Below are 16,951 nucleotides of genomic sequence, written 5' to 3' on the forward strand. Positions count from 1 at the left end.
TTTTTCTCCTGAACTAAGCCTTCGCTTCTTGCTGTTCTACTTGTTCTTTTTTTCGTTTTAGTGCACCTAGCAAAATCCACTCACCAATTAAGATTGTGGCGATGACACCTGCCAATACGGGGCCGGTATAGCTCCAATCTGCGACCGTAAGGTCGAGTGCTTCCGGGAAGATAAACAATACGACTGCTTGGAAGATGGCAAAGAAACACACGATGGACATTAGCCATTGGGCACCTATGCCACCTGGCACTTGAAATGGACGCTCACGCTCGCCATCAACGAGGCGCAGTTTTAGATACGCCGGGAACATGAACAAGTAAGGTAGTAGGAAGATACAGCTAGAGAAGGCGAAGATTGACCAGAATAAGTCATCGTTACCTTGTGCAAACAATGCGTAAGACAAAATCACCACGGTAGAAACGATACCAGTAATGTTGTTTGCCCCTACTGGCGAGCCTTTTTCTGACACTTTTGCTACAGGGGCTGGCAGCTCACCTTCTTGTGCCGCTTCTGCTGCTGCTCGGCTTGCACCCATAGTCCAGCTCACCATGTTACCAATAAGGGTTAGCAGGGCGAGTGTGCCAAACAGGTACACCATGGCAGTACCGAATACGCCGTCACCAAATAAAGTTTTGAAGGTATCGATAAGGCCGGCGACAAGGCCAATGCTTTCAACAGGCAGAGCCATCAAAATACCAAGGGTACCGAAGATGTATAGGAAAGCCGTGATGCCAATAGAAAGGAATACCGCTTTAGGCATGTCGCGAACATCTTTCATCTCTTTGGTCATGGTCGCAACAAGTTCGAAGCCCATTAGGTTAAAGACAATCGCGGGTAAGAAGGAAACTGCCGAATCCATATTTGGAACCATGGCTGAGAAGCTAAATTCATTAGCGACACCATTATTCATCGCATAGACAAAGCCACCCACACCGAGTGTTCCGATCACTATGATTTTCAACACCGCACCGACGTTTGTTACCCAGACGCCAATATCAGCAGAAACATTACAAATCCAAACGGTTAGCCAGGTTAGCAATACACAGATGGCGATCTGTCCCCAAAGGGAGAGATCCGGCATAAATAACTCCGCAAACATTCCGGCAAACATGATGTAAACCGCAGGCATCCATAAGCCAACATTGATCCAATAGAACCATGTGGTGCGGACTGCCCATTTGAAATTAAACGCTTGTTTTACCCAATCGTAGATCCCCCCATCGCCTGGGTAGGTTGTGCTTAATTCGGATGTGATCAACCCATAAGGGATGACAAAAAAGATTAACATCAACACCCACCAGCCAATGGCACTAACACCGATACTGGCAGAGGCGGTTAATGTGTCGACTACCAATACTGCACATAAAGTAAATAGTGCAATAGCCGTGACTCCCATTTTACCTTGAGTTTCGTTACTCATCTCTCTTCTCTCCTTAATTCCAACTCGCTAGTTATTAAAGGAGAAATTTCCGTAAAGAACTTTGATGAAAACTGGATATCGGCTTTGGTGAAGTTAATAAGGACTAAAAATAAAATGACTTCAACATAAACAGAGAAAATATACCTAATAAATCGAATAGTTGATTTTGATCAATATTTGTCACCTTGGTTGTCGATAAAAGGCTGGGTTATTAAAATGACTACGAGATCACATATCCAATTTGGAATGGAAATTAATAATAACTATGTGATTTAGGTAAGATTTAATAATCCAGATTTTGGGCAGGAACCGATTTGTGATTTTTATCCACAATCACAAAGATATATTTCAATACAGTGTGACGAGTCTTTTTTGACTTCACTTATTTGGAGAGTTCGATATGTCTAAGCCTATTATTGTTGTCGCTGTAGGCGGAAATGCTTTGCTACAACGCGGTGAAATCATGAGTTGTGAGAATCAACAGAAAAGCATCGCACAGACAGCAAGCTCATTAGCAGAGCTCAGCAAAGATTATCGTTTGGTTATTGTTCATGGCAATGGCCCTCAAGTGGGCTTACTTTCGTTGCAAAATGATGCTTACAAAGATTGTCCATCATACCCGTTTGATGTACTTGGTGCTGAAACGCAAGGGATGATTGGCTACCTTATTCAACAAGGACTGAATGCAGCAATTGAAGACCGTTATACCACTACTATTCTGACTCGTATTGTCGTGGACGAAAATGATCCCGCGGTGGCTGATCCTTCTAAATTTATTGGGCCTGTGTATACCGAAGAGCAAGCCAAGCAGCTTGCTGAGCAAAATAACTGGATTGTAAAACCAGATGGTGCGCATTGGCGTCGTGTTGTTCCGTCTCCAACGCCACAGGAAGTATTAGAAATCAAAGCTATTCAAGACCTATTAGAGAAAGAGCATCTAATCATATGTGGCGGCGGTGGTGGTGCACCTGTAATCGAAAAAGACGGCGCCTATGTGGGCTTTGAAGCCGTTATCGATAAAGACATGACTGCAGCATTGATTGCTCAGCAGATTGGTGCCGAACACCTACTTATCCTGACAGACGGTACTCATGTGTGTTTGAACTGGGGAACACCAGACGAAGAGAAACTGGAAGATGTATCCGTTGAGCAAATGAAACAGTACAACTTCCCTGCGGGTTCTATGGGGCCTAAAGTGGATGCTTGCTGTCAGTTTGTCAAAAAAACGGGTCAAAAAGGACATATCGGTGACCTGACTTGCGCGTTAGAGATTATTGAAGGAAAATCCGGTACTCATATCCAACGGTAGAACAATTACTGTTTGATAAGCAGTAAAAGAAGATTAAAGGGGAGCGAGCCAAACTTCTCATTCACTAAATGGATCTTTGGCAAGTGCTCCTTTATCTTTCTAATTAGTATTAGACTTGATGTATGGCAAGCATATGCGAAAAGTTAAGACAGAAGAAAAATTACAGAGAATTCACGAAGCTGTTGTCCGGTTGATGGAGAGACGTGAAGCAACGGATATCTCTATGTATGATGTCGCTAAGGAATGTGGCATGGCGACATCGACGTTGTACCATCACTACCCCAACATAGAGGACTTGTTTCATATCTTATTAAAGAATGTTTTTGAAGAGTTCGAACTATTATTGGAACAATGTATAGATGAAGAGAAAGTCTCGCATTGGACTGATATTAACAGGATGATAGAAAATGCATATGTGGAATATTATAATAATAATCCTATTGCGAAGAAGCTAATATTAGGGCGCCATACATTCTCTGAATTAGGCCATGCCGATACCGAGCATGATCTTGAATTAGGTCATCAGGTAGAAATGATTTATAGGCATTTTTTCGATATCCCTCAACTGTCGCAACCTATTAATATTTTTGCAATATCACTACAGGTTGCAGATAAAATCTATTCTCTTTCCTATCGGAAATTTGGTTATATCACTCCAGAGTTAGCTCAAGAAGCGGTGCTTCTTACCGAGTCGTATCTTCAAATCTACATCCCAAAGATTTGTCAAAAATCGATTCAGGATGTAACGCCTAAGCACTGAGCAATGCCTACTTGATGGTTAGGAAATTGAATTCAACTTCAGGTACGATATTTATCTAAACGGGCTGCAAAGTGGGCTTTGATAGACATACACGTTACTCCTATACCGATAATTGCACTATAAGTATGGTATAGCGACGCAAAAAGGGAGGTGCGTCCATCACATCAAAGCCTATCGACTCTCCCCTGAGACACTCTATGACTAACCAGAAAAGAGAAGTCCATAAGCAATATGATAGTATTTGAATCTTGTAATCTTAAATGGTTGGTGTGTCCATCGTTTCTATTGAAGATAATGGACTTTTATATAAGTAATTATATGGGTATCAATATTTTGACGAAGGATTTATTAGGGTATTGTCGCTTTTTCGATTTACCGAAGGAGTGATCGTTTTCTAATTGTTACTAGTAATTATGAAATTTGGTATGAATATATGACGTTTAAAAGTCTTAGCTTAAAACAATTGCTTACCTCAATAATCGGAGCCGTTCTGTCTGTTATAGTACTGGGCTTATCATTAATAAGTTTTACAACCTTCCAAGATTTTAATTACGAAGAAGCGATCCATTTTAGAAAGCAGCAAGGTTTGTCGGTATCGATTCAAGTAGATCAATACATTTCTGGTGTTGAGCAACAGCTAGGTATGATTAGTGATGCTATCCAATATAAAGAAGGGGTAGTTACTAACGAAGTCGCGGTGGTGAACTTGTTAGCCAAACTAAACAAATCTGCAAACGGTACTGCAACTTATATTGTATTTGATGATGGTACTTCTCTAGAGTATTCTGGTGAAAAATACACTGATATACAACTTAATAAGCATTGGTATACCGGACCAAAATCTGGATTGCCATTCGTTCTTACCGAGCCATCGATTGATCAGGTAACAGGAAAACTTCTATCTTCACTTGTTGTGCCTCTGACTAAAGACGGCCAATTCATCGGTGTCATTGGCGTAGATATTTCATCAGATGTATGGAAAAAATTAGTCTCAGAAAATGTTCCTGATGGGCAAATTATACTTACCGATACTGAAAACAAGGTTTTGTACGCCCCTTACCCCGAATTCCTAGGAAAAGACATTTTTGAGTTTCGACCTATATATCGCGACTTTTCTGGCTCCCATTTGCAATACCAGGTAGATGATGGAAGAGAGTTCGTAGCCACTAAAAACGGTCCAACAGACTACGGTTTGAACGTTTACACCTTCGAAAAATTAGATGTTATCTTAGCTCCTAGTGAAGATATGTTGAGCGTATCATTGCAGTCTGCAGTCGTGTTTATCTCGATCAGTTTAGTGGCAATATACACGATTATTGTTAAATTGATTTATGTTCCTATCGGTGGTGAACCTAAACAAATACAAAGCATTATCGAACGAATTGCAAAAGGCGACCTGACCGTTAATGCTGTAGATAGGGGAAATGACACGGGGGTTTATGCTGCGACAGTCACTATGGTTGAAAAACTAAAGGTGGTGGTTGGTAGCATCAACAGCCAGTCAACTCAAGTTGAACACACTTCGAGTGAACTGACATCGTTGGTGGAAGAAACAAGACAGAGCTCAGATAAACAAATCTCCCAGATGGAAATGACGGCAACTGCGATGAATGAGATGGTTTCTACAGTAGAAGAAATCTCAAGAAATGCACAACAAGCTTCAAGCTCTGCAACTGACGCATTTGAACAAGCCAAAAGTAGTGCAGATATCACGAATAAGACGTCTCAAGTTATGGATTCGTTGGGGCAAGATATCAACTCTGTATCCCAAACAATTGATGAGCTAAGGGTTGAGACAGAGAATGTGGGTGATGTACTGGGAGTCATTAGAGGTATTGCCGACCAAACAAACCTACTTGCACTAAATGCAGCAATAGAAGCCGCTCGTGCTGGAGAGCAAGGCCGGGGCTTTGCTGTCGTAGCCGATGAAGTTCGTTCACTAGCGAGTCGTACACAAGATAGTATCGAAGAAATTAATCTAACGATTGATAAGTTACAAAGAGTTGCAACTTCAGCCGTAGACTCAATGGAACAAAGCCAAAGTAATACGAAAGGTGCTATCTCAATGGCAATAAAAGCCAGAGAGTCGTTGAATGCTATTTTGGCCTCTGTTGGACAAATACAAGATATGAACACTCAGATAGCAACGGCAGCAGAAGAACAAAATGCAGTGGCTCAAGAAATCAATCAATCGGTCATCGAAGTAAATGGCCTTGCTAAAGCAACCAATGAGAATGCGGAGAGTACTGAGAAGTCAACGAAGCAATTATCTAGTGTAGTGGAAAGCCTATCTGAAATTACAGGTAAGTTTAAGTTGTAGGAATTTATCACACACAGCACACATCCACGTCAGCACACCTCTGGACAAAACCTTGTTGCAAATTTCAAGAGACTGAGAAATTTCGGATAATCTCTGCTATTGCAAAGCAATCGGTTTACCGACAAAGTAGTGGCCAACTTAACTCATCCACTACACTTGGATAACCTCAGCTACTGCACCCCTAGCTAGAAGCTCAACCATTCTAATCAAAAGCAAAATGAAAGACCTAACCGTATTCGTTTCATTACCTCTATTTTGCGCGCATTGACGTTAGTTCATTTTTGATACTGCGTGCTGTTCTACCATGAACGCGATCACTTCATCATTTAAGCAAGATTTACTGACATATTGGCGCTGTTTACCCATATGAAGGATAAAACCTAAATCGCTTTGTTGAAGTTGGTCGATTTCACTCCAGGCGATGTTACGGGTGTTTTTACCGCTTTTATAGCTCACACCATTAGAGTCAACATGAAATACCACTTTGCTGCCAGAGCTCATGCTGAGTGTTTGTCGCCATAACCACCAGGTTCTCTTAAAATAAACACTAAGCGCCTCAATAATACTCAAAACAATAAAGAACCAACCAACGTAACCGCTGGGTAGTAGCTCAAATTTTACTAAAACCACCCCAAAAAGAAGAAAAAGTATTCCTTTTAAATAGGCTTTGGGAAATTCAGCAGGACGACTAGTTTGATCATAACACTCTGCAAAAAAGGCCTTGTCGAGGGTGTATTCTGTGGTGAAATCAAAATCTTTAGACATATGTGGCTACTTTGAGGTTTTCTGTGAATGAGTATCCCATGCTGCGACCTCGCAACTCGAGTATTGTATAGCTTCTCGGTGCTTTTCTTTAGCTGTTTTGATCCTCTTTTGTAAATCAATAATACCGACAGGGTCTACTCTCACCATAGCCAGTTTGCTATCCAAACTGGTATTAAATGATGCATCAGCCAGCTAAAAACCTAGGCGCTCTGTAATGCTATATAAAGCTGATAGCTGGTTGAGGGTAGCTGGTGCGCACAAACATTAAAGGCTAAAGGCTGGCTCCCTCAACAAGAAGTTGAGTATACGTACGCATCTAAATTTGAATTGATTAGCTACTTTGCTAATACGTGGATTCCTATACCGAACACGACAGAATCGCTTGGTGATCACAATGTCAGCAGCAACTAATGTCAGCAGCAACTAAGCTGACTCGCAGTTGGACAAAAATACGTTAGACAAATCACTCTATCGAACAGTGCTCAGATAATTTGAAGTATGGAGAGTGCCATAAGCCCTAAGTATATCGAAGGCAAAAAATCTGACTGGTGTTCAAAATTCAGTCTGTATAAAACACCAACAAAATAGCTAGCCATTCAGCGGAAATCAAGGAATTGCCCCGCTCAATATCACGGGGGAAATTCCCCCGCAACTACTGGTTGTCACCTTACTAAGTACTACGAGGTGAAAGTAATGTTCATTTCTTACGCATTTACACTTCAGGTTCCACTTCCACTTCCACTTCCACTTCCACTTCCACTTCCACTTCAGCAGCAATTTTCGCAGCCATTATTGAGTCAACATATTTGATAAATTTTTTAACGGCAGCTAGTTGTTTTCTTAATTTCTTTCTAAGGTTTTTAGCTCCTGTTACTTGTTCTTCAGGGGCATTATTTACAAACCCTTGATTATCCAATCGAGTATTAACGGTTGATAACTGTCTATCTAAAGACGCTTTCTCTTCAAGTGCTGACACTCTTGATCTCTCTGGGAATAGCTGTGCTTCAAATTTCCACAACTTTTCATAGATCAATTGAATTTCTTTACTTGTTGAAGCGTGAGAAAAATTGAAACTAGATTCATCAAAAGCATGGTGCTCTTGGTTTTGTCCTTGCCAATTAATTAAATCGTTCTTAAGGGAATCATAATTAGAGGTATCACTTAAGTAAGGTAAAATTTCGATATACGTTTTTTCCAAGCTCAACTCTAAAAAGTTACCTTTCTTTAACTGCCTTTCGTTAAATTGTGCTGTTATTTCAACTTGATTCCTAACGCAGAATTCACTTACTACGGATTCAAACCAAATTCTACAGTAAACCAAGGCTTGTCGAATATCATATGTTTCAAGCGCCTTCTCTACTTTTTTCTGAAATCCGCTGTCGTATGATATTTGAATAATCCCCATTTGGGTGTTTTGTAATATATGGCTTGAGAAACGATCACTATCAGGAAGATTTTTATTTGAATTACAAATTCTCTCCCAAAACAAACGATCATGTGTAGTAATTATTCTTTGTACGCTTTTTAAATAACTATCACTAGTAAACAGCTCAATAATATTAGCTCTATGCTCAGAATCTATAGCGTTTACGACATCGTCAAATACAATTATTTTTAACTTATTCTTGGCTGCCACAGAGAGTAGTAAAGCTAGCCCTAACGCTCTCAAATGACCTTCACTTAACTCACAAAATGCATCTACTTCAGAATTGTCTTTTTTGACCAGCATTATTCTGTATGCGTCGTTCTGAGAACTGAATCTAATTGCTTTAACAACTTCATAGTCATGATCGTGCTTATTGATCGCTTGATAGTACTGACATGCAGCAGTTTCAATTCCAACAACGTTAAGCTCTTCAACTGATTTCTTGTATAAAGATAACTCTTTATAAAGCACTGCATATGAACTTTCTAACTCATCGAGGAAGTCATTATAATGGCGTTCTTCAACGGCTACACTTTCTAAATCAAACAATTTTTTATATTGTTGCCCTATAGATAAACCGCGTTTTTTAATCGTTTCACGTGTTGTTTTCAAAGAGCCGAATAATTCGGTTACTTTGCTTTGAGTGTCATCAATTTCTGCAATCTTGTTATTTATCTTGTTTATAGTTTGCTCAGAATTTTTGACTGCTATGTTGTTAAACTCGAGATGCTTTACATAATCCAAAATAAGTTCATCGTTTTCAGAAACAAAATATTCAAGTTTTTCTACGTTGTCACTAGATAGTTCAAACTGAAACACCTTCTCTAGATCAACTGTTTGAGCCATGCTCTTGTCGTTATTCTTCTGTTTTTCAATATAACTTCTGAAATTAGACAGTGCAGTGAGTATAACGATGGGAATAGATTTGAGCTTCTTCTCTAGCGCTTTTTGTTTATTTTCTAAGTCACTTAGATGTTCTAGCTTAGTAAGTTGCTCAGAAGCGTACTCAAAAGGGTTTTCATTGACATTTTCTAAGATTGTATGACATGCTGGACATACACCATTTGGAGTTAGTTTGTTTATAGCTTGATACAGGGCTTTGTAATCAAGCTCTTTGGATTTGGTATCTAGTTCGTTACTGTAGTCTTGGTATTGCTTTAGAGCTGATTTAGAAAATCTGATATATGCTTTAACTCTTTTATGGTCAAAGTATTCGATCTCATTTAATTTAGGTAGGCTCTGAGATTTGGTAGTTAGAAATTTCTTCCTTCTACTCAAAGACCTCATCTTAAAAAAAATCTCTGAGTATTCGTATGTATCGATCTTAAGGATTTCGACAAGCTCATTTTTTAATTTATTTAGTGATGCAATGTTCGCATCTAAATATTGTTTATCATCTATTATATGATGTGCAGTTATATCACTTTGATTAATGCCGCCTGTTTTATAGTATGCATTAGCTTTAAATGAAGCAGGTTTGACCATTTGCTTTATTATTGAGTCGATTTCTTCAAGACCGAATAAAGTAGCTAGTACGTCTTCAGTGTTGAACTTTGTGTCTCTAGACCCTAACAGTGAAAATTCTTGGAGTCTGTTTCGATCTATAAAACAAGTACTCCATTTATGATTTTGCTCAATCTGAGCATCATCTACAGTTAGATGCTGTATCTTCTTCGTACCAAGTGAGTTTTTTATATACTTACCAATTCTCGTACCTCTCCTATCAGCCTCCTTAATATGATTTGTCAGAATGTATTCTATTGTTTCGCACAATGAACTCTTGCCGCCTCCATTTGGAGCGAAAAAGACATTCAAACCTCTAGTAAATTCAATAAGAGTTCCTTTATCTCCTCTTCCTAAGGAACCAAACCCTCTAAAATTTGCTACTTGTAAGTTCTTTAGAGGCTTTAATTCTTGATTATCTTCGTTTACTTGTTGAAGAGTATTGTAATTGAGGCTTTTGTAGCGTTTAGAATTCCTGTCAATTTTTCGAATTAGCTTGTGAAGATCTACATCTTTAAGCTCTAGAAATATTTTGTTAGTTAGCTTGTTTCTGTTATCAGCAGACGTACCTTTTAAAAGGCTTAGCAAGTAAAGGTAAGATAGGTTGTCGGAATTAATTTGGTTAGACAGAAAAGTATTTAAGTGATAGCTCATTAACAAGCCTCCATTTATGCAACTGCAAGCCATTCTATCACTTAAGTGTATATAAAACAGTAATTTACAGCATTAATAAGTAGAGGAATATGTATCACTTAATTCGTGCAATGGTCGCGGTAGGAATAGGGGTTTGGTGTCCAACGGAACAGAAGCCACGCTAATGATCTAGTTCTCATGACATTTAAGTTACACCCTTTGAGGCAAAGATGATTTTGACGTGCTACTTGTCACGGAGTTGGACAAAACGAGCTAGAGTCTTCGCTCTATCTCAGGTGGTTTGGATTCGGAAAAGTTATAAGTAGTAAGAAACAATACCTGAGCCATCACTATGCTCTGAATACAAATTTTTCAATTGAAGTAGAACGCTATGAACATATTTGTATAATTTAGGACTCATAGGGAACCGTGAACTTTATTCAAGGATGGTTTTATTTCTGACTTGAATACTAGTAAAGTGAAAAATAATTTTATAATTCTAATTTATAGCGAATAAATTTCTGATTTTTATCATTTCATCATTTTGGATTTTCTTTTTCTTTCTACTATAAGAACAATTTAATGATTTAAAATAATGCCTCTCTTCAACATCAACAAAATCAAATTTTTCGATTAACCTTTCTATTATGTGATCGGACATTACTTCATATGAAAGCAATCTGCTTTCAATTTCAGAATGTAATATTGATGAGATGTCATAAGCATTTTTGCTAAAGTTGAAATTGTTTGCAAAATTCAGATAGTTTTCACTCCAGTAATTAACCACTTCGTGCTCAAACAATGACAATAAATGCTCATATTTCTCTTGAAAATCCAAATATAATAATTCTGGCCCATCATCGAGGATATAATTCTCATCCCAGTCTTCGGCATTGAAAAGTGGTAAATCAGATTCTATTAGATACGAATCTGATTTATATTTTAGATCATCACGAACTTTTCTAAAGTGTTTTACTATTAAACTGATTTGTAAAAGATTATCTTCAGATTTGTCCTTAAAAGCTCTTTTAATTAAAAGCTCATAGATTTCATGAATCTCAAGCTTACTTGAATGCTTATTTATCGCCCTATTAATAAGGACTAATCTAGAGTAATCAAGAGCAAGCCGTTCTTCTTCAAGAATTACTTGATGGATTAAGCTTAAGCAAAGGTCTTCGTTAAGACCATAGCCAAAGTTAATTGTATTTGTAGAGCATCTAATTAATAGCTCTTTATGTTTTGTATTGCTTATTTCTTGGGAAGAACTGATTATAAGTTCAGAAACTAGTCTTTGAAAATTATTTACAGGGAATTTAACCTCAATAGTTTCTGGTTGATTGAGAAATAGAAATATTGACTTTGCTAAATCAATGTTATCTTTAAGCTTACTCATCAAGTAGTCTTTTATTGAAGGGTTAAAAAGGCGATAAGACTGTGTATTGAATGATATTTCATTTAATATAAAAGAACCAACTATAGTAGTTAGAGCTTTATTTAAATCCTCATCACTTAATGAGGTGTTTTTATGACTAAAATACTCACTAACTAATTCGATAAGATTTTGCTTATTCAACTTGTAATGGCTAAACGAAATAAAGTATATGATTATTCGTTCTACCTCCCTGAGTTGTTCAGTAAACGCATGCGCCCAAACTTCGCTTGGATTATCAAGGCTATCAATAATATGGTCAACATATTTGTCATTTTCTATATGACTTACTCGCTTATCCGACGTGATAAACTCAATAAGTCTGGGATTGAAATTTTTATGTTTGATTATTTTGATATATAAATCATTTTCAAAAAACTTATTTAAATGTTGTTGTTCTAATTTTGAAAAGTAAATATGATTATAAAGAATAGAAGCTTTATCAAACATTGTAAGCGTATCGATATTCAATAAGAATTTATTTGACTCTACATTATTACAATTCAGTTTTGCTGATCTTTTTAATCCTTGTGAAAAAATTGAAGCTCTAGATGTTAGAATAAAATATTTTTCATTATCATCTCTACTAGTTATGACATTAATGAATTTTACGATCTTGGAGTCTTCGTTATTGACAAATGCTTCTAGATAGTTTGAACCTAAAAAGTCGTCATAATAAAAAATTTGCTTAACGTCATCACTGTATACGTCAAACGCTGCATCTATGTCTCCATCAATATCAATAAACTGATAGCCATCCGATACAAATTCATTGCAAATTTGTTCTGCTAGAGTAGTTTTACCTACTCCAGGCTCCCCTGTAATAATAATACATTTTTCGCTGATTAATCGTTGTTTTGCAATACTGTGAGTGGCAGTCTTAGTGTATCTCTTGACTTTTTCTCTAGCAGTATCTAGTGTGAATTTGCTCAGGTTGTAAATACTTCTGTTTATTAGATGATCTAAAACATTAGTACTTGTTAACCAAAGTTTGTAGTGATTCCGCTCCACATCTGGGTAGTCTTTTAATAAGTCGTTTATTCTCTCGTTAAAATAAACGTCATCTTCTTTAAGATATGGATTTAAAGCTGCTACAATCTCATTAACATTTTGTGGAGTCAGATGTAGTGATGTAGCTACCATATAGCGGTGAGGCTTTAACTTATCAAGTTTTGGCTTTTCTTTTTTTAATGATTGAATTAGTTTAGAAACACCAGACCGAATGTAGTGCTTAGATTGGACAATTATCGTCCCATTTGCCCCATTGATTTTCCCGTCAATCCCTAAATCTCGACCTGGAGCATAGCGTATCACTTGCTTTCCAAGTGCCTTACTTAGTAAGTCATTCACTAATTCTTCAAATTCTTTATCGTGAAGAGAATCAAAACTGTAATTAATCATATTCAAGGTACAAAGATTCAGTGGTTGTCATCATACAAAAATAAATGGGGTCAGGTCTTGATATTTGCCCGTATGTTGACTTGAAAATACAACTAAAGCATGGTGATAACCCCACTTATACTCCGACAAAAGCTACAGCAAAACACCGATACACGCAGTGAGTCATATCAACATTTCAACTCGACTGATTATTATTTGAGCTGTTTGATAAATACTTTGTGTAAAGTAAGATAAGCAAAAATCATGTGCTTCAGAAGGGACGACTTACCCTATCTATTAACTTTTCTAACCCAAACGGGAGTAAGTGGTATGCGTAACAGTGTTTGAGCAAACACGGAATGGGGCAAATCCGTCTTAGAGCCGTCACCCTAAGACTGTAAACACCAAGGGACTTTAATGGGTAAACAAACAGACAATATTCAAAATAAAGCCCCCGATTAACGGAGGCTTTGATACATATCTCTTTGCATTGTAACTGTGCGTGATTATTTCTTACTGCCCGTTTGGCAGGTCTCATTTCAGATGCACCTTGCATAATGGCGCTGGTATTACTAACTACCTATGCGGCAGATCACCTTACCGTAGCAGGGATACCAGGACTAACGTAATTTAACTGCAGTACCATAAACCAAGATTTCAGAGGCTCCCTGCATGATAGCACTGGTGGTAAAGCGCATATTGACGATGGCATCGGCCCCCATGGCTTCTGCCTCGGCAATCGCCCGGCTTAAGGCTTCCTCGCGGGCTTCGGTAAGCATTTCGGTATAACCACGGATCTCACCACCGAAAATCGTTTTAAAACCCGCCATGATATCGCGGCCGACATGCTTGGACTGAACGACATTACCCGTTACCGTCCCCAGTACTTCCTTGATAGCCTGATTGGGAATATCAGGCGTTGTTACACACAGCATACATCCATCCCTCATATTAAAAACAGCGTTATGATTTTGACTTAAATCTAGCAAAAAGGTTCAGCATCTCAGCCGCTTAAGATCTGCTCCATCACCCAATTCGTATGCGTGGCAGTGTCACCGGTTGAAGGATGACAGGCCTGATCCCGTAAATGTCTATTAATTGCTGCCACATGGTATTGCTGAATATGCTTGGGATTGTCGATAAACCGGCTTTGTTCACCATCACTGTTAATCAGGCACACTGGCGCTTCATCAAAAACAGAAAAAACCAATTTGCCCTGGCTACCGATGATCTCCACCCGGTCTTCCCGTTTTGCCGAGCCAAAATTCCAGCTTCCAGAGCCCGTGATACCACTTTGGTGCAACCAGCACCCCGTCACCGCATCACTGGCGCTATATAGCGCCTGCTGGTTAACGCTAAAACCTGACGCTTTCTCAATATCGCCCAGCAAATAGATCAACAGATCAATTCCATGGCTGGCAAGATCGTCAAAATAGCCGCCAGGAGCGATTGCAGCATCCGTTCTCCAGTTATATTGACCAGATAAATCAACGGGATTGGCGGGCTTGCTCAAATGCCAGCTGACATGGCGCACATCACCTATTTTGCCTTCGTTCAACCAGGCCCTTACCTGCTGGAAACGCGGCAATGAGCGGCGGTAATACGCCACAAACAAAGGAAGCTGTTGCTGCTCAAAGGCCGTTACAATCGCCGTGCAGTCCTCATGGCTCGGTGCCAACGGCTTTTCGATACAACACGGCTTGCCTGCCTCGGCCACTTTCAATGCGTAGTATTTATGGCTATCAGGCGGCGTAGCGATATAGACCGCGTCAACCTCATCATCGGCAATGAGCTGATCGGCGTCTGAATAGTATTTTTTTACCCCATGGCGCTCGGCATAATCTCGGGCCTTTTCCTCGTCACGGCGCATAACAGCCACCAGCTCAAAACCGTCGGCCTGCTGATAGGCCGGGCCACTTTTCACCTCGGTCACATTGCCACAACCGATGATCCCCCAGCGGATAGTGCTGTCATGGTACTTGTTCATTGTTCTGCTCCTCATCTCTTCTGTCAGCATGAACAACAAGTCTCTAGAAATCAATCGTAAACCCATGACATTGATACGAATTATATCTTTCTGCCAAAAATGGCTCCAACATGGAGCCATACACCATTGCCCTATTTATTGCGGTGCTAAAGGTGTGCCTTAAGATATGCCAGAAAACGCTGCCAGGACTTGTTATCGGCCACTTCGCGGTAGTTATCGGAGCCGTAGACAGTAAACGCATGAGGCGCACCACTATAGACAATCATTTCATTGTCGAGCGACGTCTTTTCCAGCTCCTGCGACAGCGCGACAAAATCATTCATCGAAATCGCCTGATCAGCAGCGCCATGCATGATCAGCAGGCTGCCTTTGGTTGTCGTGTAATCCTGGCCCTTGGGTGTTTTGAGCCCGCCATGAAAAGTGACAAAACCTTTCATCTCTGCGCCAGAGCGGGCCAGCTCCAGCACGGCGGCCCCACCAAAGCAGTAACCCATTGCGACCGCCTGCTGCGTATTGGCACCCAGCGAATCAGCCATCGCCATCGCGCCGTTGAGCAAGTCACGCATTTTTTCCCGGTCTTGATACAGCTCTCCGGTATGCTGGCGTTTATCCTCGACCTTGGTCGGCCGGACGCCTGCGCCAAACAAGTCCGCCGCAAACACGGCATACCCTTCCTCAGCCAACATCTGGGCTCGCTTGACTTCATAATCAGTCAGGCCATCCCAGTCGTGCACCAATAGTATCAACGGCGCCTTGGCATCTGGCGAAATATAATAACCTTCATATTTCTCACCATTGACTTTGTAACTAACAGAACGTCCTTCCGCCATTGCCGGAAAAGAAAATAATAAAGAGATGATTGTTATCATTAACTTGGTGTTCATCGGTTCACCTTCCATCCATCCTGATTTCAAAGCAGTTCTATCAGTGTAGGTTATTAGCCACTAACAGATTAATTCGCTTTCTTCACTGATCAGATATATTTACTATTATTTGAATAACTCAATAATCAGGGATAGAAATGCCAGCCTTTTCAGAATTTATTAAACATGTCGGCCGAGGTGAAAAAGGCCGTCGCCCGCTCACCCAGGAGGAAGCGCGAGAAGCGCTATCCATGTACCTTGACGGAAAAGCGGAACTTCTCCAGCTTGCTGTCCTACTGATGCTGCAGCGTGTTCGCTGTGAAACCGGTGAAGAAGCCGCCGGGTATATCCAGGCCTTGCGAGCTCGTGTAGACGATGAATGGCAAGAGCTTGATATCGATCTCGACTGGCCATGCTTTGCCGGCAAGCGACGCCAGCCACCATGGCTGCTGCTGGCGGCAAAACTGCTGGCACAAAATGGTGTTCGGGTTCTGCTCCATGGCCACGCCGCAGTCGATGCGGTGAAATACCAAATTGAGTCGGCCTGCCCGGCCCTGGGGATCCGGCAGGCAGAAACGCCTGAGCAGGCCAAAATTATCCTCGCTCATGACAATATCTGTTACGTGCCACTTTCTGCTTACTGCGAACCATTAGTCGAGCTACTGGCATTGCGCAGCAAAGTAGGGCTACGCACCCCACTCAATACCGTCGCCCGTGGGCTCAACCCAACGGCTGCCCATTTTGCGATACATGGGATCTTCCACCAAGGCTATGAGAAGCTCCATGCCGAAGCTGCAGCGCTCGTAGGGGATGCCAATATGGTAGCCTTCAAGGGCGAAGGAGGCGAAAGCGAACGCAGTCCGCGTACCGCCTGTCGAATCGCTGGCGTATCAAATGGCCACATTTTCAATGAGGAGTGGCCAACGTTCCTGGAAGGCGCTTCCGGCAAACACGGGGAGATCAGTGGCGACTATCTTCAACAAGTCTGGAGTGGCGAAGTCGACAATAACTATGGTACTCATGCCGTTGTCTCAACCATGGCCATTGTCCTTAGAATGATGCAGGTTTGCCCTGATCAACAATCGGCGTTAGAGCAGGCACAGCAGTGGTGGGATACACGCCACCAGTAACCTGTTTGCCAAATAGTCCGCCCTAC

General features: G+C 40.4%; 11 protein-coding genes. 4 read left to right on the forward strand and 7 right to left on the reverse strand.

Annotation, left to right across the window (positions count from 1 at the left end):
* Positions 1 to 13: 13 nt before the first annotated feature.
* Positions 14 to 1,420, reverse strand: coding sequence for an APC family permease (locus AC51G0_RS23385; protein ID WP_496304052.1), 1,407 nt, complete (start codon positions 1,418 to 1,420; stop codon positions 14 to 16).
* 400 nt (positions 1,421 to 1,820) lie between these two features.
* Between AC51G0_RS23385 and arcC the strand changes: the two genes are divergently transcribed.
* The 3 genes from arcC to AC51G0_RS23400 all read left to right on the forward strand — a co-directional run bounded on the left by arcC (position 1,821) and on the right by AC51G0_RS23400 (position 5,809).
* Entirely contained in the window at positions 1,821 to 2,729 is a 909-nt protein-coding gene (gene arcC / locus AC51G0_RS23390) for a carbamate kinase (RefSeq protein ID WP_496304053.1), read from the forward strand.
* Between the two features lie 133 nt (positions 2,730 to 2,862).
* A complete protein-coding gene (locus tag AC51G0_RS23395; RefSeq protein WP_496304054.1) occupies positions 2,863 to 3,489 on the forward strand; it encodes a TetR/AcrR family transcriptional regulator in 627 nt (208 codons plus the stop codon).
* A gap of 433 nt (positions 3,490 to 3,922) precedes the next feature.
* Positions 3,923 to 5,809, forward strand: coding sequence for a methyl-accepting chemotaxis protein (locus AC51G0_RS23400; RefSeq protein WP_496304055.1), 1,887 nt, complete (start codon positions 3,923 to 3,925; stop codon positions 5,807 to 5,809).
* A gap of 270 nt (positions 5,810 to 6,079) precedes the next feature.
* Here the strand turns inward: AC51G0_RS23400 and AC51G0_RS23405 are convergent, their stop codons facing one another.
* The 6 genes from AC51G0_RS23405 to AC51G0_RS23430 form a co-directional block, all read right to left on the reverse strand.
* The gene (locus tag AC51G0_RS23405) at positions 6,080 to 6,574 is read right to left on the reverse strand and encodes a YcxB family protein (protein ID WP_107282443.1); all 495 of its coding nucleotides are present in this window, start codon (positions 6,572 to 6,574) and stop codon (positions 6,080 to 6,082) included.
* Positions 6,575 to 7,286: 712 nt separating this feature from the next.
* A complete protein-coding gene (locus AC51G0_RS23410; protein ID WP_496304056.1) occupies positions 7,287 to 10,157 on the reverse strand; it encodes an AAA family ATPase in 2,871 nt (956 codons plus the stop codon).
* A gap of 478 nt (positions 10,158 to 10,635) precedes the next feature.
* Positions 10,636 to 12,966, reverse strand: a complete 2,331-nt coding sequence (locus AC51G0_RS23415; RefSeq protein ID WP_496304057.1) for an ATP-binding protein — start codon at positions 12,964 to 12,966, stop codon at positions 10,636 to 10,638.
* A 599-nt stretch (positions 12,967 to 13,565) separates the two neighbouring features.
* Positions 13,566 to 13,880 (reverse strand): heavy metal-binding domain-containing protein, encoded by a 315-nt coding sequence (locus AC51G0_RS23420; protein ID WP_496304058.1) that lies wholly within the window; start codon positions 13,878 to 13,880, stop codon positions 13,566 to 13,568.
* 68 nt (positions 13,881 to 13,948) lie between these two features.
* Positions 13,949 to 14,932 (reverse strand): Gfo/Idh/MocA family protein, encoded by a 984-nt coding sequence (locus AC51G0_RS23425; RefSeq protein WP_496304059.1) that lies wholly within the window; start codon positions 14,930 to 14,932, stop codon positions 13,949 to 13,951.
* Between the two features lie 146 nt (positions 14,933 to 15,078).
* The gene (locus AC51G0_RS23430) at positions 15,079 to 15,816 is read right to left on the reverse strand and encodes a dienelactone hydrolase family protein (RefSeq protein WP_496304061.1); all 738 of its coding nucleotides are present in this window, start codon (positions 15,814 to 15,816) and stop codon (positions 15,079 to 15,081) included.
* Between the two features lie 137 nt (positions 15,817 to 15,953).
* On the opposite strand from AC51G0_RS23430, the gene AC51G0_RS23435 reads away from it, so the two are divergent.
* The gene (locus tag AC51G0_RS23435; protein WP_496304062.1) at positions 15,954 to 16,925 is read left to right on the forward strand and encodes a glycosyl transferase family protein; all 972 of its coding nucleotides are present in this window, start codon (positions 15,954 to 15,956) and stop codon (positions 16,923 to 16,925) included.
* Positions 16,926 to 16,951 lie beyond the last annotated feature (26 nt).

The sequence above is a fragment of the Photobacterium sp. HL06 genome, from assembly GCF_059552575.1.